This is a genomic window from Microbacterium paraoxydans, assembly GCF_900105335.1.
GTDB classification, from domain to species: Bacteria; Actinomycetota; Actinomycetes; order Actinomycetales; family Microbacteriaceae; genus Microbacterium; species Microbacterium paraoxydans.
Window position 1 is genome coordinate 2,182,596 of record NZ_LT629770.1, and the last position, 24,551, is coordinate 2,207,146.

Genomic DNA, 24,551 nt, shown 5'->3' on the forward strand with positions numbered 1-24,551 from the left:
GTTGTCATGTCCGGCAGAGAGACCCTCGCGCAGGCGCGCGCCGCGGAGGACGCAGTGGGAGCCGCCGCCATGAAGAAGGCGATCTGGAGGCTGGGTCCGTTCCTCGGACTGCTCTACCTCGTCGCCTACATCGACCGGAACAACGCGGGCTTCGCGAAGCTGGAGATGACCGCCGCCCTCCAGATCACCGAGGCCGCCTTCGGCTTCGCGGCGGGCATCTTCTTCATCGGCTACCTGCTGTTCGAGGTGCCGAGCAACCTGCTCCTGGAGAAGTTCGGCGCCCGCAAGTGGATCGCCCGCATCATGATCTCGTGGGGCATCGTCGCCGCGCTGACCGCCTTCGTGCAGGACGCGACGCAGTTCGCGATCGCACGCTTCATCCTCGGGATCGCGGAGGCCGGGTTCTTCCCCGGCGTGCTGCTCTACCTCACGCTGTGGTTCCCGCGGCAGTACCGCACGCAGGTGCTCGCCGTCTTCGTGCTCTCGAACCCGATCGCCAACGCGGTCGCCGCGCCGCTGTCCGGCTGGATGCTGGAGCTGCACGGGCTGTGGGGCCTGGACGGCTGGCAGCTCGTCTTCCTGCTGCAGGGCATCCCGGCCGTGCTGCTCGCGTTCGTCGTGTTCTTCTGGCTCCCCGACCGCCCGCAGGACGCGCGCTGGCTGACCCCCGCCGAGCAGCGCTGGATCACCGACACGCTCGCCGCCGAGACCCAGGCGACCGAGCAGCGGCACGGACGCCTGCGTCTGGGGGAGGTCTTCCGCAACGGCCGCCTGTGGACGCTCATCGTGCTCTTCTTCGGCGTCGTGTTCGGTGCCTACGGGCTGGGCATGTGGCTGCCGACGATCGTGAAGAGCATGGGCGACTTCTCGAACGCGACCACAGGGTGGCTCGTGGCGCTGCCGAACCTGTGCGCCGCCCTCGTGATGCTGCCGTGGGAGCGCGCCGCCCGGAAGCAGGGCAACATCCCGCTGCAGATCGGCATCACGCTCAGCATCACCGCCCTGTCGCTCATCGCGGCGGTCGCGGCCCAGGGCACGCCGGTGCTCGCGCTCGCAGCGCTGTGCGTCGGGATGTCGGCGCTCTTCTCGACCACCCCGCTGTTCTGGAGCCTGCCGCCCATGGTGCTCACCGGCACGGCGGCCGCGGCCGGCCTCGCGTTCATCAACTCGGTCGGCAACCTCGCCGGCTTCGCGGGACCCTACGCAATCGGCTGGATCAGCGAGACCACGGGATCGGCGGTGTGGGGCCTGCTCCTCATCTCGGGGCTCACGCTGCTCGGGGCGACGATCGCCTTCGTGCTCAGCCGCCGCACGGACTTCACGACGGCGCCCGCGCTCGCCGTCGAGGCGTCCACCGCCCGGCGATGACCGGTCCGGGTCGGCGGTCGTGACGAGAACGTGACCCCGCCGGCCCGGTTCGCTCTAGACGCCCCTGCGCTTTTGCTACATGCTATAGCGCAACACCCTTACCCGAAGCACCACCCGACCTTGGAGGCACCCATGTCGCGTCGTCGTGTTCGGCTCGGCGGAGCAGCAGTGCTGCTGACCGCCGCGCTCATCACCGCTGGTTGCAGCACCTCATCCACCCCCGACGGCCAGGCGCAGGAGGGCGGCACCCTCACCGTCGCCGCCGCGCAGGGCATCCCGCAGCTCAATCCCGCCATCCGCACGTTCGCGTGGGAGGAGGTGCTGTTCCCGCTGCTGTGGAACGGCCTCACCAAGACCGACGAGTCCGGCGAGATCGTCGGCGACCTCGCCGAGAGCTGGGAGGCATCCGCCGACCAGAAGACCTGGACGTTCACCCTCCGCGACGGCGTGACGTTCTCGAACGGCGAGGACTTCACCGCCGACGACGCGGTGGCCGCGTTCGACTACTACCTCGACCCGGACACGGCGACGCAGGAGAAGAACAAGATCTCGATGGTCACCGACGTCACCGCGCCGGACGAGAAGACCGTCGTGGTGACGCTGTCCGAGCCCATCGCGACCTTCCCCGCGGGCATCGTCTGGGTGAAGATGATCGACGTCGACGCGCTCGACACCATCGACAAGGAGCCCATCGGCACCGGTCCGTACGTCGTGGACGCCTTCACGCCGGACGACAGCCTCACGCTCGTCCCGAACCCGGAGTACTTCGGCGAGGCCCCGGCGCTCGACGAGATCACGATCGTGAAGGCCGCCGAGTCCACCGCCGCCGTCACCGGTTTGCGTTCCGGCGACATCGACGTGCTGTGGTCCGTGCCGCAGGGCGACGTGGCGGGTCTGGAGGGCGGCGACATCGCCCTGGTGAAGCCCGAGAACCCGAGCCAGTGGCCGTCGTGGGAGATCGACACGACGTCGCCGCCCTTCGACGACGTGCGCGCCCGGCAGGCCCTCGCGTACGCGACCGACCGCGAGGCCATCCTCGACGCCGCCTACTACGGTCAGGGCACGGTCTCGCCGACGAACAACGCGCTCGGCGAGGTGAACCCGTGGTTCGGAGGCGAGCTGACCGACTACTCCTACGACCTGGACAAGGCGAAGGAGCTGTTCGCCGAGGCCGGGGTGACCGAGGGCAGCACGCTCACCTGGTGGGGCGTGGCCGGACAGTACCCCGAGTGGAACACGAGTGGCGAGATCCTGCAGGCGAGCCTGAAGGAGATCGGCATCACGCTGAAGATCGACAACAACGACATCGGCACCTGGGTCGACGCGTTCTACCCCGCGGGCAAGAGCTACCCCGGGTACATCGTGCCGAACTTCCAGTCCACCCCGCCCGAGCCGGCCTACTCGCTGAACTTCTACCTGGAGGGGCGGTGCGAGTGCAACTGGGTCGACCCCGACTTCCAGACGGCGTTCGCCGACGCCGTGGCCGAGCCGGACGAGACCGCGCGGGCCGAGAAGTGGGGCACCGTGCAGACCATCATCAACGAGCAGGTGCCGCTCATCGTGCCCCTGCAGTCGACGGTCGTCACCGCCACCAGCACGGCGGTCGACGGCGTGTGGGTCGAGGGCGGCGGACAGCTGCACCTCGAGGGCGCGCAGCTGAAGGGCTGACGTGGTCCTCTCCGTCCTCCGGCGGGTGGCGATCAGCATCGCGATGCTGATCGCCACCTCGCTCCTCGTCTTCGTCGTGCTCCGGCTGCTGCCGGGCGACCCCGTCATCACCCGCCTCGGCTCGACGCCGGGCGTGGATGCCGAGACCATCGCCCGGCTCCGGGAGGAGGCCGGCCTCGACGCCCCCGTCATCGAGCAGTACCTGCGCTGGATCGGCGGCGTCTTCACGGGCGACTTCGGTCAGTCCTACTTCAACCAGTACTCGGTGACGGAGCTCATCGCCCAGCGTCTTCCCGCGACGCTGGAGCTCACCCTCATCGGCGTGCTCCTGGCCGTGCTCATCGCCACCCCGGCCGCCGTGTTCGCCTCGCTGCGTCCGCTCGGCGTGGTCGACCGGGTGCTCACCGCGATCTCGACCGCGGGCATGGCCCTTCCGCAGTTCCTCATCGGCATCGTGCTCATCGTCGTGTTCGCCGTGCAGCTCAAGGTGCTGCCGGCCCGCGGCTACACGCCGTTCGCGGAGGACCCCGCCGAGAACCTCGTGCGCATGATCCTCCCCGGCCTCACCCTCGCCTTCGCGGCGGCGCCGCTGCTCATGCGGTTCCTCCGGGCCTCGATGGTCGAGGTGCTGGACGCCCCCTACATCCGCACCGCGAAGGGCAAGGGGCAGTCGGCGAGCGGCGTCGTCCTCGGCCACGCCCTCCGCAACGCCCTGATCCCCGGGCTCACCATGCTCGGCCTGATCGTCGGCTACACCCTCGGCGGAGTGGTGATCGTGGAGTACGTGTTCGGCGTCCCCGGCCTCGGGTCGCTCGCGATCGACGCCGTCTTCAAGCGGGACTACGCGGTGCTGCAGTCGGTCGTGCTGCTGATCTCCGCGATGTTCATCCTCACCACGCTCATCGTCGACCTCCTCTACGGGGTGCTCGACCCGCGTCTTCGTGCAAGGAGCGGCCGTGGCTGACACCCTCACCCTCGCGCTGCGCTCGGCGCGTCCGCGGCGACGGGTCGCCGTCGCCTCCTGGATCCCGCTGGGGCTGCTGGCGATCATCGTCCTCGCCTGCGTGCTCGCCCCGCTCCTGGCCCCGTACGACCCCGCGGCACAGTCGTCCGACCGGTTCGCCGGACCCTCCGCGGCGCACCTCTTCGGGACCGACGAGCTGGGCCGCGACCTCTTCAGCCGCGTGCTCTACGGCGGCCAGCTCACCGTGTTCATCGCCGGGGGCGCGACGCTCGTGGCCATGGTCCTCGGCATCGCCTGGGGCATGGCGGCGGCGTTCGGACGCGGCTGGGTCGACGAGATCCTCATGCGCCTCGCCGACACGGTCATGGCGATCCCGCAGATCCTCTTCGCGCTCGTCTTCATCTCCGCGTTCGGCGCCGACCCCGTCAAGCTCGCCGTCATCATCGGGGTGCTCCTCACGCCGACCACCGCGCGGCTCGTGCGGTCGTCGGTGCTCAGCGAACTGCAGGAGGACTACTTCACGGCCGCCGTGGCATTCGGCTCGACCCGGCGCCGGCTGCTCTTCGCCGAGGTGCTCCCGAACGCCAAGGGGCCGATCATCGTGCAGGCGGCCATCAACGCCGCCAACGCGATCCTCCTGGAGGCGTCGATGAGCTTCGTCGGGCTCGGCATCGCGCCGCCCGAGGCCACCTGGGGCACGCTCGTGCAGCAGGGCTACCAGAAGATGTACCAGTCCATCGGGTACGTGCTGTTCCCCGCCCTGTTCATCTTCGTCACCATCTGGCTGCTCAACGTGCTCGCCGACCAGTTCGGCGGCGATCGGAAGGGGAAGGGCCGATGACCGACCTCACGCCCGTCCTGCAGGTGCAGGACCTCACCGTCTCCTATGGGGACGTCATGCCCGTCCAGGGCATCACGTTCGCGGTGCGGCCCGGGGAGCGCATCGGCCTCGTCGGCGAATCCGGCTCCGGCAAGTCGCTCACGGCGCTGTCGATCATGCGGCTGAACGACGGGGCGACTCTCGGCGGCAGCATCCGGTTGCGCGACCGCGAACTGCTCACGCTGAGCCCGCGGGAGATGACCCGCGTGCGCGGCGGCGAGATCGCGATGGTCTACCAGGACCCGATGTCGTCGCTGAACCCGGTCCGCACGATCGGGCACCAGCTCGTCGAGGCGATCCGGCTGCACGACCGGGTCTCGGCGGCGGCCGCCCGCGCGCGGGCCGTCGAGCTGCTGACCGAGGTCGGGGTGCCGCTCCCTGAGGAGCGTCTCGGCCAGTACCCGCACGAGTTCTCCGGCGGGATGCGGCAGCGCGTCATGATCGCGATGGCCATGTCGTCTCGACCCGCCGTGCTCATCGCGGACGAGCCGACCACGGCCCTCGACGTCACGACGCAGTCCCGGATCATCGACCTCCTCGACCGGCTCGCGGAGGACCACGGGACCGCGGTGGTGCTCATCACGCACGACCTCGGCGTCGCCGCCGGGTTCTGCGAGCGCATCCACGTGATGCGGCACGGGCGCGTGGTCGAGGAGGGCCCGGTCGACCGCATCTACGCCGCCCCCGAGCACCCGTACACGCAGGCGCTGCTCGGCGCGGTCGTCGACCTCACGGTGGACGTGCAGCAGCCCATCCGCACCGCCGCGGAGGTGCTCGAACGCGGGACGGAGCCGCTCGCCGAGGCCGGGTCGATCAGCGCCGTGGACCGGGCGCGGGAGTCCGGCGACGTGCTGGTGGACGTGCAGGGCGTGTCGAAGGTGTTCACGCTCGGCTCCGGACGCCGGGTGACCGCGGTCGACGACGTGTCGTTCCGGATCCGGCGCGGCGAGACGGTCGGGCTCGTCGGCGAGTCGGGCTCCGGCAAGTCGACCGTGTCGAAGGCCGTGCTCGCGCTCGGCGGCATCGACGGCGGGACGGTCGTCTTCGACGGGCAGCGCCCGCACGACCTCCGCGGCGAGGAGCTGCGGCGGCTGCGCAAGCGCATGCAGATGGTGTTCCAGGACCCGTTCTCGGCCCTGAACCGGCGGCAGACCGTCGCGCAGATCATCGAGGCGCCGTTGCGTGCCCACGGCATCGGCACCCGGGCCTCCCGCGCCGAGAAGGTGCGCGAGACCATGCACCGCGTGCGCCTGGACGAGGAGTTCGCGCACCGGCTGCCGCGCTCGATGTCCGGCGGGCAGTGCCAGCGCGTGTCCATCGCCCGGTCGCTCGTGCTGGAGCCGGAGTTCCTTGTGCTGGACGAATCGGTGTCGGCGCTCGACGTGTCGATCCAGGCGCAGGTGCTCAATCTGCTCCGGGAGCTGCAGGCCGAGCTCGGCCTCACGTATCTCTTCATCAGCCACGACCTGGCGGTGATCCGGTACATGTCCTCGACGGTCGCCGTGATGCAGCAGGGCCGCATCGTCGAGATCGGCGCGCGCGACGCGCTCTTCGCGAATCCGCAGCACGAGTACACGCGCGGGCTCATGGCGGCGATCCCCGTCGCCGACCCGGTCCTCGAGCGCCGACGGCGTGCGGAGGCCGCGGCGCTCTGGCAGACCCACGGCGGGCAGACGGGTGCGGTCCCCGCGACGACCGCCGGACGAGGAGGACGACGATGACCATCACGGATCAGGGGACGGGGCCCGCGGCGGACACCGCGGGTGCCGGCGCGGCGGTGCGGTCCACCGGCCGCCGCGCGCTCATGGCCGGGCTCGGCGCGGTCGCGCTCGGCACAGCGGGCGCGCTCGCGAGCACGGCACCGGCGCAGGCCGCCCCGGTCGCCGCCGGCGCCAAGGACGTCACGCGAGCGGAGTCCGTCGCCGACCTCGGCCGCCTCCTGGCCCGCGACGGCGAGGTGGCGATCGTCGCCGGGTACCGGAAGCCGGGCGACGCCGGGCTGCTCGTGTACGTGGGCAGCGAGAACGCGAAGACCGCGCCCAACGGCGGCACCGTGATCGCGGGGAAGCACGACACCCGCTGGATCCTGCAGCACGACGGCACCGTCGACTTCCGGGTCTTCGGCATCACGGGACCGGAGAAGCCGGCCGACGATGCGCTCGCGGCGATGGTGAACGATCCCCGCATCCGCCGGATCGAGGCGAGCACGGATCTCCTGTTCCAGCGACGACACCGCTTCACCCGGTCGTACGTCGAGATCGACTTCGGCGGACACCTCATCACGACCGACGGCATCGAGAAGAACACGCACGACAACCCGTTCGGCGCCGTGATGTTCTTCACCGGGGTGTCGAAGGACGTGACGGTCGAGCACGCGCTGGCCGAGGCCTGGCCGGAGCTGACCGACGCCGTCGCCGTGCCGGATGCCTCCCGGTTCCCCGTCGACTCCTGGTGGGCGGTACAGTGCGATCCCGTCGCCGGAGGAGGTGCGGACGAGCGCGAGCTGCAGCGGTTCGTGCAGGTGACGCAGCAGATCGACGGCACCCACATCCGCATCGACTACCTCAATGGCTGGCCGCTGGACAAGGGGCGGAAGCTCATCTGGCGGCAGATGGAACCGGTCGCGGGCGTCCGGATCGCGAACATGCGGTTCCTGGGGGCCGGTCCCTTCGACGGTCCCACCGACGGCTCCTTCCCCGACTCCCGCGAGCTCACCGGCTCCCACCCGATCGCCTTCGAGTACGCGATCCACTGCGACGTCGCCGATGTGCACGCGAGCCGCACCTGGTGGCCCGTGATCATGCGGCGGTGGAACACGCACTTCACGACGGAGCGCTGCTCGGTGGAGAACCCGCCGACCGTGTTCTACGGCGGCGCCGGCTACCTCACGCAGCAGATCTACAGCCTCTACGGACGGGTCAGCGACTGCACGTCGTCGAACGCCCGGCACCTGAACGACCTCACCGCCAGCGCCTACTGCATCGTCGAGAACTGCCACGGCGACGGCGACGATCAGGGCGGCAACCCCTTCACCACGCACGGCCAGTACGAGCACGACCTCACCTTCATCGGCAACTCCGGGCTCATGGACATCGCCAACTCCGGGGCGCAGTGGGGCACCGCCGCGAAGCGCATCACGGTGCGCGACCACGTCTGCTCCTGGTTCGTCGCCGGGACCAAGATCAGCGATCTGACGCTGGAGAACGTGCGGGTCATCGGCCGCTCGACCTTCGATCCGCAGGCGACGATGACCATCAACGCCGACGGTGCCCAGGTGCGCGGGTGCACCGCCGGACTCCTGGCGATCGGACAGCGGTCGCAGCGCTCGTCGCGGCCGACCGTGATCGCGGACTCCACCTTCGCGCTGCCGAAGGACCAGGTGCTCGTGCAGACCCCGGTCACGGCTCCCGTGCGCTTCGTGGACTGCACGATCACCGGGATCGACGGGGTCAAGGCGCGAGGGTCTGGGCCGGTCGAGTTCGTGGACTGCCGCCTCAGCGGCCCGGCGGCGGGTGCGCCCTTCGAGCTCGGTGCCTCCCGCGTCACCATCCGCGGCGGGTCCGTGCGCGACGTGCGCCTGACCGCGACCGCGGTGCGGGATCAGCTCGTCGCTCTGGACGGCGTCGAGCTGTCCACGGAGCGGACGGACGGCGCGCTGCTGAGCAGGGCCGCCGGTGCCGGCCTCGTCACCTGGCGGGTGAGCGGCGTGACCTCGACCGTGCCGAAGGGCGCGGCGCACCTCGACATCGGCACGGGCGTCAATCACGCCCGCGTCACCGGCAGCCAGTTCGCCGGGGGACGAGTGCGGCTGGCGGACGGATTCGCCGAGCCGTCGACGCTGCTGTACAGCGACACCGTCGAGCGCGGCGTCGAGACCGCGCTCCCGGAGGCCGGACCGCGCGTCGTCATCGCGGACGTGCTGACGAGCGCGTGACGGACGGCATCATGGACATCAGGGAGGACCACGCGTGAATCACACGGCAGCCGCGACGCACCTCGGAGACCGCATCCGCATCCCCCGCACGCGGGCGCGCATCGGCGTCGCCCGGCGCGACATCACCCCGCCCGTCGGCATCCGCGCCAAGAACTGGGGCCCGGCCGACTGGGAGCGGTCCGAGGGGGCGCACCGGCCGTTCGCGCTGACCGCGCTCGCCGTGGTGGCCGCGGACGAGCGGCCCCGGGTGCTGCTCGCCGTGGACGGCACGTGGTGGCGCCGGGTCGCGGACGAGCAGGGCGTGCGCGGGGCCATCCTCGACGGTCTGCGCCTCGCGCCCGATCAACTCATGCTCTCGCTCTCGCACACCCACGCGGGGGCCGTGCTCTGTGCCGCGGATGCGCATCTCCCGGGCGGGGAGCTCATCCCCGGGTACCTGGAGGCGCTTGCTGCCGCGGGCATCGCCGCCGGGCGTGAGGCGCTGGAGGCCGCGCGACCGGGGCTCATCGAGTGGACCACGGGCACCTGCACCCTCGCGGCGGAGCGTGAGCTCGACCTCGACGGCCGCGCGCTCGTCGGCTACAACCCGCAGGGCACCGCCGACGACACGGTGACGATCGGCCGGATCAGCATCGACGGGGAGGTGCGGGCGACGCTGGTGAACTACGCCTGCCATCCGACGACCCTGGCCTGGCAGCACCGGGAGGTGTCCCCGGACTACGTCGGCGCGATGCGCGAGATCGTGGAGGCCGCGACCGGCGCACCGTGCCTGTTCGTGCAGGGGGCCTCGGGCGAGCTGGCCCCGCGGGAGCAGTACACCGGCGACGTCGCGGTGGCCGACCGGCACGGACGCTCACTCGGGCACGCGGTGCTCGCGGCGCTGGACGGGCTTCCGGTGCCGGGCGAGGAGCTGACGCTGGATGGTGTCGTGGAGTCGGGGGCTCCGCTCGCGATCTGGACCGGGACTCCCGCGGACGGCGGCGACGGGACGGCGGGAGTCCTCTCGGCGGTCGAGCTGCCGCTGCGCGACCTGCCCACCCTGGACGAGCTCGCGGAGGAGTGGAAGGACATCGACCCCCGGTCCCGGGAGGAGCGCCTCGGACGGGCGCGGAACCTCCGTGACGGCTACATCGAGGGGCCGACCGTGTCGCACCCCGTGTGGGCGTGGCGGCTCGGAGACGCCGTGATCGTGGGGCATCCGGGCGAGGCGTACTCGCGGCTGCAGACGACTCTGCGGGAGCGGTTCCCGGAGACGCCGATCGTGGTGATGAACCTCACGAACGGCCCGGGGTTCGTGTATCTCCCGACCCGCGCAGCCTACGACCGCGGCGCCTATCAGTCCTGGCAGACCCCCTTGGCTCCCGGCGCCTGGAGCTCCTGGAGTCCCACGCTGTGTCGGTCGTGGCCGGGTTGCTGGGGTAACTCCGCCTTCGAATCGCCCACTTTGCTCCATTTCCGGCCGAAATCGAACCAGTTGCGCGATTCGAACGGGATAGAGTTGCTATAGCAAATCCCCGAGGTAGAGGAGAGACATGACCGCGCGCCCCGTCGCCATCGTCACCGGAGGCTCGGCCGGCATCGGCTGGGAGATCGGACAGCGGCTCTCCGCAGATGGGTACCTCGTCGTCGCGACGGATCGCGTCCCCGGGCTCACCGCGGGCGAGAACCCCGCCGGGATCCTGTGGCGGGAGCTCGATGTCACCGACCATGCCGCCGTCGACCGGGTCTTCGGCGAGATCGAGGCGGAGCTCGGGCCCATCGAGGTGCTCGTGAACAACGCCGGGATCCAGCGTCATCGTGGGATCGAAGACCTCACGTGGGACGAGTGGTCCGCGGTCGTGGACGTGAACCTGCACGGGGTGTTCTCGGCGCTCCAAGCTGCCGGGAAGCGCATGCTCGACCGGGGTGAGGGCCGTATCGTCAACATCTCCTCCATCTCCTCGCGAGGCTCCGCGGGGCGGGCGCCGTATGCCACGACCAAGGCCGCCGTCATCGGACTCACTTCGACGGCCGGAGCCGAGTGGGCGGCGCGCGGTGTCCGTGTCAACGCTGTCGCCCCGGGCTACGTCGACACCGGGGTGTTCCGGCAGGGCGTCGAGCAGGGGACACTGAGCCTCGACACGATCCTGTCCCGCATCCCCGCGAAGCGCCTGGCCGACGCGAGTGAGATCGCCGCGGCCGTGAGCTTCCTCGTGTCCGACCAGTCGCGCTACATGAACGGGCAGACGCTGTACGTCGACGGCGGCTTCATGGTGGACTACGGCGTGCCCCTCGCGAAGAAGCCCGAATGACCGCCGTCGCCCGGATCGACACGGCCACCGCGGTCCTGCCCCTTCCGGCACCGCTGCAGCTCGGTGCGATGACGGTCACGCGGCGGGAGTACTCCGCGGTGCAGGTGACGGCGGACGACGGCACCACCGGGGTCGCCTACTGCCTGTCGCGCGAGGCCCCGATGGCGGAGATCGTCGACCGCCTGGTGGCCCCGCACGCGGTGGGGCTCGACGCCGACGACCCGGCGGCCGCGTGGGACCGGATGCTCCGCGGCAGCGCGATCGTCGGACGGGTGGGGCTCGTGCGGCGGGCGATCGGCCTCGTCGACATCGCCCTGTGGGACATCGCGGCCCGTCGAGCCGGCGTGCCGCTGTGGGCCCTGCTCGGCACGGGCGACGCCCCGCGGGAGGGGATGCTCGTCGCCGCGTATCCGTCTCCGCAGCGCACGCCGCGGGAGGTCGCCGATGAGGTGCTCGCGCAGGCGGACGGCTGGGCGCAGGTGAAGATCTCGCGCATTCCCGATCCGGCATACATGCGCGAACTGCTCGCGATCCTCGGCGCCGAGCTGCCGACGTCGACCGGACTCGTCGTGGACGTGGGCTTCGGCTGGCCCGACGCGGAGGCCGCCGTGGCGGAGGTGGCGCAGTGGGGCGAGCCGCGCCTGGCCTGGCTGGAGGATCCGCTGCTCCCCGAGGACGCGGCCGGTGTCGCCCGCATCCGGCGGGAGACCGGACTGCCGGTGGCGGTGGGCGACGAGGTGACCGACCCCGCCGTGCTGCGGGCCCTGGTAGAAGTGGGAGAGGTCGACGCGCTGCGCGTCGACGTCGTCGCGATCGGCGGCATCACTCCCGCGCGCGAGCTCATCGCCTGGGCGACGGAGCGCGGTGTCCCCGTGTCCGGACACGTCTATCCCGAGGTCACGGCGCACCTCGGCATCCAGGTGGAGACCTTCGCCCGCGGGGTGAATCCCTACGACCCCGCACCCTCGTTCGTCACGGGCGGGCCGCGGTTCGCCGGCACCGTCACGCCCCCCACGGCTCCGGGGCTCGGCTTCGGCCTCGATCCCGCCGTCTTCCGATTCGAGAGGGACTGACATGACACCTTCCCCGCGCAGCGTCGTGGTCACCGGCAGCGGCAAGGGCATCGGCCGCGCGGTGGCCGAGCGGCTCACCGCCGACGGCTGGATCGTGGTCGGGCTCGAACGCTCGCCCGGCTCCGGGACTGTGGAGGAGGGCATCGTCGCCGAGGTCGTGCTCGGCGACGCCGCCGATCGGAGCGCCCACGAGCGTGCCGCCGCCGCGGCGCGCGCCAGGGCTCCGCTGGCGGGCTGGGTCAACAACGCGGGCATCACGAAGCGCACGCCGCTGCACGAGCTCGACGAGACGGTCGTGCGGGAGATCGTCGACATCAACGGCTTCGGCTACCTCTGGGGGTGCTCGGCGGCGGTCACAGCGTTCCTCGATCAGGGCGTGGCCGGGGCGATCGTGAACATCGGCTCGATCCACGGGCGGTCGAGCTTCGTCGATCACGCCGCGTACGAGTTCACGAAGGGCGGCATCGACGCCCTGAGTCGCAGTGTCGCGGTGACATATGGCGGAGTGGGCATACGGGCGAACACCGTCGCGCCGGGCGGCGTGCGCACCCCGCATCTGGAGGCGCAGATCGCCCGGGCGGCCGACCCTGCGGCGGAGGAGCGCCTGCTCGCGGAGGGTCCGCCGATGGGACGCATCGCCCGTGCGGAGGAGGTCGCCGCGGTGACGGCGTTCCTGCTCTCCGACGAGGCCCCCTACCTCTCCGGGCAGTCCATCGCGGTCGACGGAGCCTGGACGGCGTCGTTCGGCGACATCACGCTCGACCCCGCGCTGCGGAAGCGTTTCGAGGCGCCCCCGGCCTCCTGAACACCGGCCACGCCGATGTCCCTGGTCCGTGCGACGATCCGCTTCGTCGACGGGAGAACGGGATGCGCGGGGAAGCGACGGTTCTGCACGCCGATCTCGATGCGTTCTACGCCTCGGTCGAGCAGCGTGATGCGCCGGAGCTCCGCGGGCGTCCGGTGATCGTCGGCGGCGGGGTCGTGCTGGCCGCGAGCTACGAGGCGAAGGCGCGAGGCATCCGCACGGCGATGGGCGGCCGGCAGGCGCGGGAGCTGTGCCCCGACGCCGTCGTCGTGCCGCCGCGGATGGAGGCCTACTCCGCGGCCAGCAAAGACGTCTTCCGCATCTTCCGCGACACCACCCCGCTCGTGGAAGGGCTCTCCATCGACGAGGCGTTCCTCGAGGTCGGCGGCCTGCGACGCATCGCCGGCACTCCCGAGGCCATCGCCGTCCGGCTGCGGGAGCGGGTGCGCGCCGAGGCGGGCCTGGCGATCTCGGTCGGCGTCGCCCGCACGAAGTTCCTCGCGAAGGTCGCGAGTGCGGTGAGCAAGCCCGACGGACTCCTCGTCGTCGAGCCCGATCGGGAGGAGGAGTTCCTGCTGCCGCTCCCCGTCGAGCGGCTGTGGGGCGTCGGCGCGGTGACGGCGGAGAAGCTGCACCGCTACGGCATCCGCACGGTCGGACAGCTCGCGGAGCTCGAGGCCGCGACCGCGGAGCGCATGCTCGGAAAGGCCACCGGAGCGCACGTCCATGCTCTCGCCCGCCTGCGGGACCCCCGCCCCGTGGACACGACGAGGCGCCGGGGATCGATCGGGTCGCAGCGGGCGCTCAGCGTCCGTCCGCGGTCGCCGGAAGAGCTCGACGTGATCCTCACCCAGATCGTCGACCGGCTCGCGCGGCGTCTCCGCGACGGCGACCGCGTGTGCCGGACGGTGGTGCTGCGCCTGCGCTTCGGCGACTTCACGAAGGCCACCCGTTCGCGGTCGCTGCGCGCGCCGACCGACCGCACCGCCCTGCTGCTCGCCGTCGCCCGCACGCTCCTCGCCGCGGCGCAGCCCGAGATCAGCGGTCGCGGTATCACCCTGCTCGGTCTCTCGCTCACCCAGCTCGACGCGGCGGACAGCGTCCCGCCCGAGCTGCCGATCGACTGGGGCGACGAGTCTCGCCTCGACACCGTGCTCGACACGCTCCGCGACCGCTACGGCTCCGCCTCGGTCGCCCGTGCCGCTCAGCTCGGTCGAGACCCCGGTTGGTCGTCCCCGGTGCTGCCGGAGCACCACTGACCCCTTTCGAATCGCCTGAATGGTCCCATTTCGGCCGGAAATACAGCCAATCGGGCGATTCGAAGCGGGTCAGGCCTTGAGCATCGACGCCCGCGAGATCATGCCGTCGACCACGTCGAAGGTCGCGATGGTCTCCGTCGCGACGCCGGCGTTGATCACCCGCTCCTGCGCGACGACCCAGCGGGAGCCGAACAGGACGCTCGTGTCGATCACGCAGGAGAGCTCCGGGTTCTGCAGCCGCGGCTCGTAGAAGGCACGGATCGCAGCCGACCCGACGAGGGGTTCAGGTGCAACCCCGGTGACCACGGCGTCGTCGGCATAGGTCGCGACGAAGGCGTCGAGGTCGTGGGCGTTGAAGGCGTCGAGCTGCGCCTGCACGGTGTCGAGGGCAGAACGGTCCTGGGCGGTGCGGTCAGTCAATGCGAACTCCTCCGTTGACGTCGTAGGTGGCTCCGGTGATGAAGCGGGCCCGCTCCGAGGCGAGCGACGCGATGATCCAGGCGACGTCCTCCGGCTGACCGAACGCGCCGAGGGGGATGCCCGACTCGAGCTTCGCGCGGCCCTCGCCCTGAAGCTGATCCGTGATCGCGCTGGCGACCGGGCCGGGCGTGACGGCGTTGACGCGGATGCCCTCGGCGGCGAGGTGCCGGGCGAAGCTGCGGGTGATCGCGAGGATCGCCCCCTTGCTGGCCGCGTAGTGGATGCCCGTCTGCAGCGCGCCGACCTGCCCGGCGATCGAGGCGATGTTGATGACGGAGCGGTCGCCGTCGGCGGCCCGGAGCAGGGGGAGCGCCGCGCGGGTGAGCAGGAAGGTGCCGCGGGCGTTCGTCTCCAGGACGAAGTCCCACTCCTCGATGTTTATCTCGGGGTACGGGGTGTAGGGGCAGACGCCGCCGTTGTTGACGACGACGTGCAGGTCGTCCCACGCCGCCGTGATCTCGGCGATGAGCGCGGCGATGGAGTCGGGGTCGCGGAGGTCGAGGCGCGACACGTGGACGTCCGGGGAGCCCGCCGCGCGGCACTCCTCCGCCACGCGGACGGCTTCGGCCTCCCGTCCGGCGTAGGTGATCCAGAGGGCGACGCCCTCGCGGGCGAGTTCGAGGGCGGCGGCGGTTCCGATGCCGGAACTGGCGCCCGTGACGAGTGCGCGGCGAACAGTCATGCCTAAACGCTATAGCAAGAACGCGCTCTCGGGACAGCGCTGTACGAGAAGTTGCTAGATGCTATAGCATCGCATCCATGACCGCGCCGTTCATCCTCGTCACCGACTGCGACCTCCCGGGAACCGTCATCGAAGACACCCTCCGCGCCGCCGGCCTCCGTGCCGAGCGCGCCGCCTCCGGGAGCCCGGACGACATCGCCGCCGCCGGAGCCGACGCCGAGGCGCTGGTCGTGCAGTGGGCGCGCATCGACGGCGCCCTCATGGACCGCCTGCCGAACCTCCGCTTCATCAGCCGTGTCGGCATCGGCTACGACATGATCGACGTCGAGGCCGCCGCGGCCCGCGGCATCGCCGTCGCGAACACGCCGAGCTACTGCATCGAAGAGGTCGCCGCGCACACCGTCGCGATGATCATGACCCAGGCCCGCGGCCTCTCCGCCTACGACCGCGCCGTGCGGGAGGGCGTCTGGAAGGCGGTCGACGCCCGCCCGCTCGCCGTGCGGCCGTCCTCCACCACCGTGTCGGTGCTCGGCTTCGGGCGCATCGGATCGATCGTCGCCCGCGGGTGCCGGGCGCTCGGCTTCCGCGTGCTGGTGGCCGACCCGTACGCCTCCGACGACGCCGTGCGCGACGCGGGCTGTGAGCCCGTGGACATCCCGTCGGCGATCGCCCGCGCCGACATCCTCACCCTGCACGTGCCGCTGACGGACGAGACCCGCCATCTGATCGACGCCGCGGCCCTGGCGACGATGAAGCCGGACGCTGTGATCGTGAACACCTGCCGGGGTCCGCTCATCGACGAGGACGCCCTGGCCGCGGCGCTCCGCGACGGCCGGCTCGCCGGTGCCGCTCTCGACGTCTTCGCGGAGGAGCCGCTCCCCGCGGCGTCCCCGCTGCGCGCGCTCGACACCGTGCTGCTCACGCCGCACGCCGCCTGGTACTCCCCGGAGGCTCTGGCGGATCTTCCCGTGCACGCCGCCGAGAACGTGATCCGCTCGCTCGCGGGCGAGGCCGTGCCCATCGTCAACCCGGCCTTCGCCGCCGCGCGCTGAGAGGACTCCCATGGAACTGCTGCGACTCGGCGCGATCGGCCACGAGCGTCCATACGTCCGCGATGACGAGGGCGTGGTGCGCGATCTCAGCTCCCTGACCCGCGACATCGACGGCGCCTTCCTCGCCGCGGACGGCATCGTCCGCGTGCGGGCGGCGCTCGCGGACGGCTCCCTGCCGCAGGTGGAGACCACGGGACTGCGCGTCGGCGCCCCCGTGGCGCGGCCGACCGCGGTGATCTGCATCGGCCAGAACTACGCGGCGCACGCGGCGGAGTCCGGCGCCGAGCCGCCCGCACACCCGGTGGTGTTCTTCAAGCACCCGAACACGGTCGTGGGTCCGGACGATGTCGTGCTCCTGCCGCCGGGCGCGGAGAAGGTCGACTGGGAGGTCGAGCTCGCGGTCGTCATCGGCCGCACAGCGCGGTACCTGCCCTCCGTCGAGGCCGCGCGCGACGTGATCGCCGGCTACACCATCTCGAACGACGTGTCCGAGCGCGCGTATCAACTCGAGGTCTCCGGCGGACAGTGGTCGAAGGGGAAGTGCTCCGAGACGTTCAACCCCCTCGGCCCGGCACTGGTCCCCGCGGACGAGGTCGATCCTCAGGCGCTGCGCCTCCGATCCTTCGTGAACGGCGAGCCGCGGCAGGACTCCTCCACCGCCGACATGATCTTCCCCGTGCTGCAGCTGGTGCACGAGCTCAGCCATTACCTCGTGCTCGAACCCGGCGATGTCATCAACACCGGCACCCCGCAGGGTGTCGCGCTGTCCGGACGCTTCCCCTACCTGCAGGACGGCGACGAGATGACCATCGAGATCGAACGGCTCGGCCGCCAGCACCAGCGCACGGAGCGGGTCCGTCTCGGGTGAGGCCTGTGCCCGGGGCACGGTTCCTTTCGCTGAGTGCAACCGTGTCCCGGGTAGAGCCCTCACCCACCGCTGGCGCCTGCGCGGGCTCAGGCATCCGCGCGGGCTCAGGCGGCTGGAGGGAGAGGTGCCTGCTTTCGCGCGACAGCCTGTTGCCGCAAGCCCCCGGCGGCTCAGGCATCCACGTGAACTCAGGCATCCGCGCGGGCTCAGGCGGCTGGACGGGAAAGGTGCCTGATGCCGCGCGAGCGCCTGAACCCGCGCCGGGGTCAGCCGGCGAAGGGGAGGACCGGGAGGCCGTGCACCCCGGGGCGCACCGCGAACACCGAGCCCGCGGCGGTGCCGTGATCGGACGGCAGGCCCTGTGCGGAGGTCGTGATGAGGAGCGTGCCGAGGTCGTCGCCCCCGAACGTGCAGGCACTGACCTGCGGCACCGGCAGCACGATGTCCTCGCGCACGGCCCCGGACGGCTCGAACCCGCGCACGCGGCCCCCGCCCCACAGCGCGACCCAGACGCTGCCGTCCGCGGCGACCGTGAGGCCGTCGGGCACGCCGTCGTCTTCGGGGATGTGGGCGAACACCCGGCGTCCGCGGAGGTCGCCCTCGGTCACGTCGAACACGTCGATCCGGCCGGTGTCGGTGTCCACGTAGTAGACGCGGCGGCCGTCCGGGGAGTAGCTGACACCGTTGGACGAGGTCACGCGGGGGAGCACCGTGGTCACGTCGAGGGCGGCGTCGATGCGGAGCACGGTCCCGGCACCCGCGGTGGAGTCCGTGGACATCGATCCGGCCAGGAGTCGTCCTCGCGGGTCGCAGCAGCCGTCGTTCATGCGTACCGCGTCGTCGTCGAGCAGCGTCGCGACGGGACGGGCCTCCGCATCGGGACCGTCGGCGAGGTACAGGGTGCGTGCCCCGACCGCCACGAAGCCCCCGGCCGTCCGCGGCCGGAAGAACGCGAGGTACTCGTCGTCGATGTGCTGGCGGACGATCTCGTCGCCGCGGAGGGTGAGCAGATCGCCCGCGTCTCCGTCGACCCAGCGCAGGCCGCCCCACCCGGGCCACCAGACCGGGGCCTCGGCGTGGACGGCGACCGGTCCGGTCACGTTCTCGGGGGTCATGCGCCCTCCGCCGTCCGCCGCGGGTCGGTCACGGGGAGCGGCTCCGGAACGGGGTCGGCATGATCCGCCGCTGCGGCCGGCGCGGACGGAAGCTCCTTCGCGACCTGCTTCTCGAGCACGGTCACGGCCTCGTCGGAGAGCAGGATGAGGCCGTCGAGCTCCTCGCGCACCCGCTTGTAGGCGATGTTCCGCTCGGACTGCGTCGCCGACTCGTCCACGGCGACCTTGAGGAGCTGCTGCGCGCGGTCGAGGCGCTTGCGCTCGGCCTCGGTGAACGTCGAGTCGCGCAGGCGCCGGGCGTCCTTCTCCGCGATCTCGAACGCGACCGCGTAGTCGCCGACGGCCTGCAGGTACTCCGCGATCTGCTGCTCCGTGAGCTTCGCGTCGGCGGAGGCCGGACGCAGCGCGTCCGCGGTCTTCTTCGCGCGGAGGAAGGCGGCCGTCAGCGGCTGGCGGCCGTCGCTCATGGCGGGGAACGCGATGAGCTTGGCGACGTCGAGCTCGTAGTCCAGCCAGCGCGCGGTGATCTCGTCGTGCTCGGCGAAGAGGCGGGCGAGCAGGTCGTCGGGCGCCACCGACGCCGTCGTGTCGACGACAGTGGGACCGCCGTGCTTCGCCTGCCGGACGGCCGCGCGCGCCTCGATCTCGGCGGTCTTGACCTGCGCCTTCATGCGCAGGGCCTCCAGCCGGCGCTCGTGCCGACGCTTGGAGCCGCGCTCCCAGGCCTTGGCGACTCCGCCGGCCATGCCCATGATCGGGAAGACGAGCCACCAGTAGTCACCCGCGAAGTTCCAGAAGCCCCGGATGAACTCGTCCATGATGGGTTCAGCCTACTGCGCGACGGCGGGTCGCCGGGGGCCCGCACGAGAGGGAGGGCGGCCGCATGAAGAGCGTCGGCATCGTCGGGATCGAGAACAGCCACGCCACGGAGATCGTCCGCTTCCTGAACGTCGAGGCCCCGGACGTGCCCGTGCGGATCACGGCCCTCGTGGCAGGGGAGCCGGAGCGCACGCGGGAACTGGCCGCGCTCGGCGGCATCGAACGTGTCGTCGACGAGGCGGGCGCGCTCCTCGGCACGGTGGATGCGCTCATCGTGACCGCCCGCGACGGTGCCGATCATCGCGCCCTCGCCGTCCCCTTCCTGGAAGCCGGGGTGCCGGTCTGGGTCGACAAGCCGCTCGCGGCGACCGTCGCCGATGCTGACGCGATCCTCGCCGCCGCGCAGCGTGGCCGGGTGCCCGTCACCTCGTCGTCCACGCTCCGTTGGCTCGCGGACACCGCGGAGCTCGTGGCGGAGGCCGCCCGCATCGGGGAGGTCCAGGCGGTCACCGTCATGGGGCCGGCCGATCCGGACAGCCCGTACAGCGGCATCTTCTTCTACGGCATCCACCTCGCCGATCTCGCCCAGGTTCTGCGGCCCGGCATCGCGGAGGACGTCGAGGTGCAGTCCCTGCCCGCGGGTGTCGTCGCCCGCTACCGGGTCGGCGGGGTGCCGGTGGCGCTGGAGTTCGTGCGGCCGGACGGGGATAGTCAGGTGCCGTTCCGGGCGACCGTCGTCGGCCGCCGGGGCATCGCGAGCTGGGAGATCCCGATCGGCCCCGGCTACGTGCAGCCCGGCGTCCGTGCCTTCGCCGGGATGCTGGAGACCGGCGAGCCGCCGGTTCCCGCGTCCGAGATGCGCGCTCCGATCGCCGTACTCGAACAGGTCGCCGAGGCCCTCGCCTCCCGCTGACCCGGGCACAGTTTCGGAGATCGGATCCGCCGCGCGGTCGACAGGCCCTGTGCGGCGGCGTGTCGCCTGCCGTCTCCGAAGTCGGGCCCAGGATTCGGAATCAGGCCTTCGTGAGGTCCTGCGCGAGCATGAGGATGATCCCGCTGGGGCCGCGGAGGTAGGTGAGCCGGTAGATGTCCCGGTAGTTCGCGACGCCGCGCAAGGGGTGGAATCCGTGTCGGGCGGCGATGGCGAGGGAGGCGTCGATGTCGTCGACGGAGAAGGCGATCCGGTGCATGCCGATCTCGTTCGGCCTCGTCGGCTGCGTCTCGATCGCCTCGGGATGGATGTACTCGAACAGCTCGATCTGCCCGTGCCCGTCCGGGGTCTGCAGCACGGCGATCCGCGCATGGTTCCCGTCGAGCCCGACCGCGGTGGACGCCCACTCGCCGCTGACCTCGTCCCGTCCGACCACGGAGAGGCCCAGGTCGGTGAAGAAGGCGATGGTGGCGTCGAGGTCGCGCACGGCGATCCCGACGTTCTCGAAGGCGATGGCCATGCCCGCGATGCTACTCCGGCGTCAACGACCGAGCTTCCCGGCGCAGGCCACGCAGTATTCCGCGAACGGCCGCACCTCCAGGCGCTCCGGCGGGATGGGCCGCCCGCAGTGCGCGCAGATGCCGTAGGTTCCGGCGTCCATCCGCATCAGCGCCTCGTCCACCTGGCGGAGCTCCGCCTGCGCCGCCTCGGCGAGCCCCGACAGTCGGGACCACTCCGACGAGAGCGTCACCCCCTCCGGGTCGTGCTCGTCATCGTCGTTCGAGCCCTCGCGGTCGTGCATGAGCTCCGCGAGCGTAGTCGCCGTCGCCGTGACGCGGGCTTCGGCCTCGGCGCGGCGCTCTTGCAACAGCGCTCGCAGATCCATCCGCCCACTCTAGGCCCGCCCTGCGACACTCGCGTCGTCGCCGGACCAGGCATCCCCGCGAGATCAGGCGACATCGGCAGCAGGTGCCTGAACTCCCGCGCCCGCCTGTCCTCTCCGGACAGCCTGCCCCCGCGACCGCTCGCGCAGGATCAGGCGCCCGCGCGGGTTCAGGCGACACCGGTGACAGGCGCCTGAACCGGCGTGACTGCCTGTCCTCCCGGACTGCCTGAACCCGCGAACGCGGTTCAGCCGCGACGGGTGCGCGGCGCCTCCACGGTGGGCACGGAGTCGGTGTGCACGCTGGGGTGGTCCCGCTCCAGCGCCGCGCCCTCCATGTCGACGTTCGGGATGATGCGGTCGAGCCACTTCGGCAGCCACCAAGCCGAGCGTCCGAGCAGGTGCATGAGCGCGGGCATCAGCAGCATCCGCACCACGAATGCATCGAGCAGCACGCCGAAAGCGAGACCGAACCCGATGGACCGGATGATGGTCGACTCCGAGAACACGAACCCGCCGAACACCGACACCATGATGAGCGCGGCCGCGATGACCACCGAGCGCCCGGCCCGGAAGCCCTGGGCCACGGCATCGCGCGCGGAGGCGCCGTGCACGTAGGCCTCCCGCATCCCCGACGCGAGGAAGAGCTGGTAGTCCATCGCGAGTCCGAACAGGATGCCGACGAGGATCACCGGCAGGAAGCTCAGGATCGGACCGGTGCTGTGCAATCCGATGAGGTCGGCGCCCCACCCCCACTGGAACACCGCGACGATGAGTCCGTACGTCGCGAACAGCGACAGCACGAACCCTCCCGTGGCGATGAGCGGCACGAGCAGCGAGCGGAACACGACGATCATGATGAGCAGCGACAGGCCCACGACGACCACGAGGTACAGCGGGAGCACGCTCGCCAGCGCCTCGGAGATGTCGATGTTGGTGGCAGCCTGACCGGCGACGCCGAGGGTGATGCCGCCGTTGATCTCGGGGAGACCCCGCAGGTCCTGCACCAGCTCCTCGGTGGAGGCGCTGTTCGGGCCTTCGGCGGGCAGCACCTGGAAGGCGAGGAGCGTGTTGTCGTCCGACGTGGCGATGGGGGCCACCGCGACCACGTCGTCCTGCTCGGCGATCTTCTCCGCGACGGTCACCTGGGTGGCCAGCAGGTCGTCGTCGCTCACGGCGTCGTCGAGGGTCGCGGTCACCAGGAGCGGCCCGTTCGCGCCCTCGCCGAACTGCTCGTCGACGGTCTGGAACGCGCGGTAGCTGGTGGAGTCGGCGGGTTCGCTCGACCCGTCCGGAAGGCCGAGGCGCATCGACATGGCGGGGATCGCGATCACGAGCAGCGCGACGACGCTGACGAGGGCGGTGACGACCGCGCGCAGCGTCGACATCCGGCGCACGGGCTTCCCGGCCGCGTGCTCCTGGCCGATCGTCGCCCGCGCCTTGCGACCGAGCAGTCGGGTGCCGACGAGGCCGAGGATCGCCGGGGCGAGGGTCACGGCCACGAGCACGGCGACGGCGACGCAGACGGCGCCCACCGTGCCCATGAGGCCGAGGAACGGCACGCCCGTCACGTTGAGGGCGAGGAGCGCGACGATGACGGTGGTCCCCGCGAACACCACCGCGGTCCCGGAGGTGCCGGTGGCCAGACCGATGGACTCGCGCACGGGCGACCCGGCCAGCAGCTGCTTGCGGTGCCGGTTCACGATGAAGAGGGAGTAGTCGATGCCGACCGCGAGCCCCAGCATCACGCCGAGGACGGGAGTGACCGAGGCCATGTCGACGACGCCGGAGAACGCCAGGGACGCCGTGACGCCCACCCCGACGCCGACCACGGCGGTGACGATGGGCAGGGCCGCACCGATCAGCGAACCCAGCATCACGATGAGCACGACGGCGGCGAACGCGAGACCGATGGCCTCGCCGACGCCGAAGATCTCCGGCACGCCCTGGGCGATGTCGGTGCCGAAGTCGACCGTCACACCGTCGATCTCCTCGTCCTGGAAGTGGGCGATGGTGCTCTGCTTGGTCTCTTCGGCGAGCTCCAGGCGCGGGTCGACGAAGGAGACGTTGACGATCGCCGTGGAGCCGTCCTCCGAGAGGACGCCGATGCCGTCCGCGAGGTCGAGGAGGGTTGTGCCGAGCTCCAGCTGCTCCGCGTTGTCGGCGAGTTCGTCGCGGTTCGCGTCGATGGTGGCCTGCTGGGCCTCGAGCTGCGCGAGCTGGGCGTTCAGCTCTGCGAGCTGCGCGTCGAGCGCGGCGGTCTGCTCGGGCGGCGCGCCGGCGGCCTCGGCCTGAGCCCGCGCGCCTTCGAGCTGGGTGATCCCGGCGTCGAGCTGTGCCCGGCCATCGTCGAGCTGGGCCTGGCCGGCGTCGAGCTGGGCCTGCCCGTTCTCGAGCTGGGTCCGGCCGTCGGTCAGCTCCTTCGCCTGCTCATCCTGCTGCCGCTGGGCGTCGAACGGGTCGACGACGGAGGCGACGCCGTCGAGGTCTTCCGCGCTCGCGGCGAGGTCGGAGATCGCCTGCTTCTGCTCGTCGGTGAAGGGCTCGCCGTCGACCGTCCGATAGACGACCGTCCCGGTGCCGCCGGCGGTGTCCGGCAACTTGTCGGCGAGCTGATCGGTGACCTCGCCCGAGGCGGTGCCGGGGATGTCGAAGCTGTTGCTCAGCGTGCCGCCGAAGGTGAGGAAGGCGCCGACGCCGAGCCCGAGGATGACCACCCAGGAGACGATCACCGTCCACGCCCTGCGCGCAGCGAAAGAACCCAGACGGAACAGCAGTGAAGCCACGTGATCTCCTTCAGACGAAAAGAGCATACGGCACGTCTCGTCTAGAGATCTGTGGCTATCCTGAACGCATGGTGAACGAGCATCGCAGCGGCCCTGTGCGCAGCACGGCGGCCCGCGAGGCGATCCTCGACGCGACGGCCCGGCTCTTCCACAATCAGGGGTACGACCGGCTCACGATCGAGGGCATCGCCAAGGAGGCCAAGGTCGGCAAGCAGACCATCTACCGCTGGTGGCCGTCGCGCGGCGCCCTCATCGGGGAGTGCCTGGCCGAGGGACGCCTCATCCCCGTGGACTTCGTCGTGCCCGACACCGGAGACCTCTCCGCCGACGTGGAGACCTGGCTGCGGAGCGTGCTCTCCATTCTCGAGAAGCCGCAGGGCGGCGTGCTGCTGCGGTCGCTCGTGGCCGCGGCCACGGAGGATGCGTCGGTCGGCGCTCACCTCGGGGAGAGCCTCGGGGTGGAGAAGTACCTGTCGGAGCGTCTCCGCGGCGGCATCCGCGACGGTCAGCTGCCGGAGGACGCCCCGGTCGAGCAGCTCGGTCGCGCCATCCTCGGGGCCATCATCGTGGAGTCCCTCGGCCGCGAGGCCCACGATCCGGGTTCCGTCGTCGCCCTGACCCGCTACCTCTTCGCGCGCTGAGGTCGCGGGTCCGCACGACGTCGCACGGATTCATGGAGTCCCCGCGACCCGG

The 24,551-nt window shown here is 71.4% G+C and carries 22 protein-coding genes; 15 read left to right on the top strand and 7 right to left on the bottom strand.

What is annotated here, in order from left to right; all coding sequences use genetic code 11:
- Nucleotides 1–6: 6 nt before the first annotated feature.
- The 11 genes from BLU02_RS10835 (at nucleotide 7) to dinB (ending at nucleotide 14,242) form a co-directional block, all read left to right on the top strand.
- Nucleotides 7–1,368: an MFS transporter gene (locus BLU02_RS10835; protein ID WP_060922907.1), complete on the top strand. Its 1,362-nt coding sequence runs from the start codon at nucleotides 7–9 to the stop codon at nucleotides 1,366–1,368.
- Between the two features lie 132 nt (nucleotides 1,369–1,500).
- Nucleotides 1,501–3,036: an ABC transporter substrate-binding protein gene (locus BLU02_RS10840; protein ID WP_082750123.1), complete on the top strand. Its 1,536-nt coding sequence runs from the start codon at nucleotides 1,501–1,503 to the stop codon at nucleotides 3,034–3,036.
- A gap of 1 nt (nucleotide 3,037) precedes the next feature.
- Nucleotides 3,038–4,000, top strand: coding sequence for an ABC transporter permease (locus tag BLU02_RS10845; protein ID WP_082750124.1), 963 nt, complete (start codon nucleotides 3,038–3,040; stop codon nucleotides 3,998–4,000).
- A complete protein-coding gene (locus BLU02_RS10850) occupies nucleotides 3,993–4,841 on the top strand; it encodes an ABC transporter permease (protein ID WP_197676691.1) in 849 nt (282 codons plus the stop codon). Before BLU02_RS10845 ends, BLU02_RS10850 begins: the two co-directional genes overlap by 8 nt.
- Nucleotides 4,838–6,601 carry a dipeptide ABC transporter ATP-binding protein gene (locus tag BLU02_RS10855; protein WP_060922910.1) on the top strand — a complete coding sequence of 588 codons (1,764 nt, stop codon included), beginning with the start codon at nucleotides 4,838–4,840 and terminating at the stop codon, nucleotides 6,599–6,601. The genes BLU02_RS10850 and BLU02_RS10855 overlap by 4 nt, the downstream gene beginning before the upstream one ends.
- Nucleotides 6,598–8,814: a peptidase C14 gene (locus BLU02_RS10860; RefSeq protein WP_231919558.1), complete on the top strand. Its 2,217-nt coding sequence runs from the start codon at nucleotides 6,598–6,600 to the stop codon at nucleotides 8,812–8,814. Before BLU02_RS10855 ends, BLU02_RS10860 begins: the two co-directional genes overlap by 4 nt.
- Before the next feature lie 34 nt (nucleotides 8,815–8,848).
- Entirely contained in the window at nucleotides 8,849–10,321 is a 1,473-nt protein-coding gene (locus BLU02_RS10865) for a hypothetical protein (protein ID WP_060921271.1), read from the top strand.
- A gap of 25 nt (nucleotides 10,322–10,346) precedes the next feature.
- Nucleotides 10,347–11,105 (top strand): SDR family NAD(P)-dependent oxidoreductase, encoded by a 759-nt coding sequence (locus BLU02_RS10870; protein ID WP_060921272.1) that lies wholly within the window; start codon nucleotides 10,347–10,349, stop codon nucleotides 11,103–11,105.
- Nucleotides 11,102–12,178 (top strand): enolase C-terminal domain-like protein, encoded by a 1,077-nt coding sequence (locus BLU02_RS10875; protein ID WP_060921273.1) that lies wholly within the window; start codon nucleotides 11,102–11,104, stop codon nucleotides 12,176–12,178. The genes BLU02_RS10870 and BLU02_RS10875 overlap by 4 nt, the downstream gene beginning before the upstream one ends.
- Nucleotide 12,179: 1 nt before the next feature.
- Nucleotides 12,180–12,983: an SDR family NAD(P)-dependent oxidoreductase gene (locus BLU02_RS10880; protein WP_060921274.1), complete on the top strand. Its 804-nt coding sequence runs from the start codon at nucleotides 12,180–12,182 to the stop codon at nucleotides 12,981–12,983.
- 62 nt (nucleotides 12,984–13,045) lie between these two features.
- Nucleotides 13,046–14,242, top strand: coding sequence for a DNA polymerase IV (dinB, locus tag BLU02_RS10885; protein ID WP_060921275.1), 1,197 nt, complete (start codon nucleotides 13,046–13,048; stop codon nucleotides 14,240–14,242).
- 69 nt (nucleotides 14,243–14,311) lie between these two features.
- Here dinB and BLU02_RS10890 read toward each other — a convergent pair whose 3' ends face one another.
- Both BLU02_RS10890 and BLU02_RS10895 read right to left on the bottom strand, forming a co-directional pair.
- Nucleotides 14,312–14,662: a nuclear transport factor 2 family protein gene (locus tag BLU02_RS10890; RefSeq protein WP_060921276.1), complete on the bottom strand. Its 351-nt coding sequence runs from the start codon at nucleotides 14,660–14,662 to the stop codon at nucleotides 14,312–14,314.
- Nucleotides 14,655–15,404, bottom strand: coding sequence for an SDR family NAD(P)-dependent oxidoreductase (locus BLU02_RS10895; protein WP_060921277.1), 750 nt, complete (start codon nucleotides 15,402–15,404; stop codon nucleotides 14,655–14,657). Before BLU02_RS10895 ends, BLU02_RS10890 begins: the two co-directional genes overlap by 8 nt.
- Nucleotides 15,405–15,481: 77 nt before the next feature.
- On the opposite strand from BLU02_RS10895, the gene BLU02_RS10900 reads away from it, so the two are divergent.
- Nucleotides 15,482–16,456, top strand: coding sequence for a C-terminal binding protein (locus tag BLU02_RS10900; RefSeq protein ID WP_060921278.1), 975 nt, complete (start codon nucleotides 15,482–15,484; stop codon nucleotides 16,454–16,456).
- Nucleotides 16,457–16,466: 10 nt separating this feature from the next.
- The gene (locus tag BLU02_RS10905) at nucleotides 16,467–17,324 is read left to right on the top strand and encodes a fumarylacetoacetate hydrolase family protein (RefSeq protein ID WP_060921279.1); all 858 of its coding nucleotides are present in this window, start codon (nucleotides 16,467–16,469) and stop codon (nucleotides 17,322–17,324) included.
- A 266-nt stretch (nucleotides 17,325–17,590) separates the two neighbouring features.
- Here BLU02_RS10905 and BLU02_RS10910 read toward each other — a convergent pair whose 3' ends face one another.
- Together BLU02_RS10910 and BLU02_RS10915 are read right to left on the bottom strand one after the other, a co-directional pair.
- A complete protein-coding gene (locus BLU02_RS10910; protein WP_060921280.1) occupies nucleotides 17,591–18,439 on the bottom strand; it encodes an SMP-30/gluconolactonase/LRE family protein in 849 nt (282 codons plus the stop codon).
- Nucleotides 18,436–19,257, bottom strand: a complete 822-nt coding sequence (locus BLU02_RS10915) for a hypothetical protein (protein ID WP_060921281.1) — start codon at nucleotides 19,255–19,257, stop codon at nucleotides 18,436–18,438. The genes BLU02_RS10910 and BLU02_RS10915 overlap by 4 nt, the downstream gene beginning before the upstream one ends.
- Before the next feature lie 65 nt (nucleotides 19,258–19,322).
- Between BLU02_RS10915 and BLU02_RS10920 the strand changes: the two genes are divergently transcribed.
- Nucleotides 19,323–20,171 (top strand): Gfo/Idh/MocA family oxidoreductase, encoded by an 849-nt coding sequence (locus BLU02_RS10920; protein ID WP_060921282.1) that lies wholly within the window; start codon nucleotides 19,323–19,325, stop codon nucleotides 20,169–20,171.
- Nucleotides 20,172–20,271: 100 nt separating this feature from the next.
- Here the strand turns inward: BLU02_RS10920 and BLU02_RS10925 are convergent, their stop codons facing one another.
- From BLU02_RS10925 to BLU02_RS10935, 3 genes are all read right to left on the bottom strand, one after another.
- On the bottom strand, nucleotides 20,272–20,709 hold the full coding sequence (locus BLU02_RS10925; RefSeq protein WP_060921283.1) for a VOC family protein: 438 nt from the start codon (nucleotides 20,707–20,709) through the stop codon (nucleotides 20,272–20,274).
- 21 nt (nucleotides 20,710–20,730) lie between these two features.
- Nucleotides 20,731–21,075 carry a TraR/DksA family transcriptional regulator gene (locus BLU02_RS10930; RefSeq protein WP_060921284.1) on the bottom strand — a complete coding sequence of 115 codons (345 nt, stop codon included), beginning with the start codon at nucleotides 21,073–21,075 and terminating at the stop codon, nucleotides 20,731–20,733.
- Between the two features lie 245 nt (nucleotides 21,076–21,320).
- On the bottom strand, nucleotides 21,321–23,858 hold the full coding sequence (locus BLU02_RS10935) for an MMPL family transporter (protein ID WP_060921285.1): 2,538 nt from the start codon (nucleotides 23,856–23,858) through the stop codon (nucleotides 21,321–21,323).
- A gap of 68 nt (nucleotides 23,859–23,926) precedes the next feature.
- Here BLU02_RS10935 and BLU02_RS10940 point away from each other — a divergent pair, with 68 nt between their 5' ends.
- Complete coding sequence (locus tag BLU02_RS10940) at nucleotides 23,927–24,499, top strand: TetR/AcrR family transcriptional regulator (RefSeq protein ID WP_025104106.1); 573 nt, start codon at nucleotides 23,927–23,929, stop codon at nucleotides 24,497–24,499.
- Nucleotides 24,500–24,551: the final 52 nt, after the last annotated feature.

Bases quoted from the DNA above. Each gene is read 5' to 3' on its own strand.
- BLU02_RS10835 (WP_060922907.1), top strand. From the start codon at position 7: ATGTCCGGCAGAGAGACCCTCGCGCAGGCGCGCGCCGCGGAGGACGCA.
- BLU02_RS10840 (WP_082750123.1), top strand. From the start codon at position 1,501: ATGTCGCGTCGTCGTGTTCGGCTCGGCGGAGCAGCAGTGCTGCTGACC.
- BLU02_RS10855 (WP_060922910.1), top strand. From the start codon at position 4,838: ATGACCGACCTCACGCCCGTCCTGCAGGTGCAGGACCTCACCGTCTCC.
- BLU02_RS10860 (WP_231919558.1), top strand. From the start codon at position 6,598: ATGACCATCACGGATCAGGGGACGGGGCCCGCGGCGGACACCGCGGGT.
- BLU02_RS10870 (WP_060921272.1), top strand. From the start codon at position 10,347: ATGACCGCGCGCCCCGTCGCCATCGTCACCGGAGGCTCGGCCGGCATC.
- BLU02_RS10875 (WP_060921273.1), top strand. From the start codon at position 11,102: ATGACCGCCGTCGCCCGGATCGACACGGCCACCGCGGTCCTGCCCCTT.
- BLU02_RS10880 (WP_060921274.1), top strand. From the start codon at position 12,180: ATGACACCTTCCCCGCGCAGCGTCGTGGTCACCGGCAGCGGCAAGGGC.
- dinB (WP_060921275.1), top strand. From the start codon at position 13,046: ATGCGCGGGGAAGCGACGGTTCTGCACGCCGATCTCGATGCGTTCTAC.
- BLU02_RS10895 (WP_060921277.1), bottom strand. From the start codon at position 15,404: ATGACTGTTCGCCGCGCACTCGTCACGGGCGCCAGTTCCGGCATCGGA.
- BLU02_RS10900 (WP_060921278.1), top strand. From the start codon at position 15,482: ATGACCGCGCCGTTCATCCTCGTCACCGACTGCGACCTCCCGGGAACC.
- BLU02_RS10905 (WP_060921279.1), top strand. From the start codon at position 16,467: ATGGAACTGCTGCGACTCGGCGCGATCGGCCACGAGCGTCCATACGTC.
- BLU02_RS10910 (WP_060921280.1), bottom strand. From the start codon at position 18,439: ATGACCCCCGAGAACGTGACCGGACCGGTCGCCGTCCACGCCGAGGCC.
- BLU02_RS10915 (WP_060921281.1), bottom strand. From the start codon at position 19,257: ATGGACGAGTTCATCCGGGGCTTCTGGAACTTCGCGGGTGACTACTGG.
- BLU02_RS10920 (WP_060921282.1), top strand. From the start codon at position 19,323: ATGAAGAGCGTCGGCATCGTCGGGATCGAGAACAGCCACGCCACGGAG.
- BLU02_RS10925 (WP_060921283.1), bottom strand. From the start codon at position 20,709: ATGGCCATCGCCTTCGAGAACGTCGGGATCGCCGTGCGCGACCTCGAC.
- BLU02_RS10930 (WP_060921284.1), bottom strand. From the start codon at position 21,075: ATGGATCTGCGAGCGCTGTTGCAAGAGCGCCGCGCCGAGGCCGAAGCC.
- BLU02_RS10940 (WP_025104106.1), top strand. From the start codon at position 23,927: ATGGTGAACGAGCATCGCAGCGGCCCTGTGCGCAGCACGGCGGCCCGC.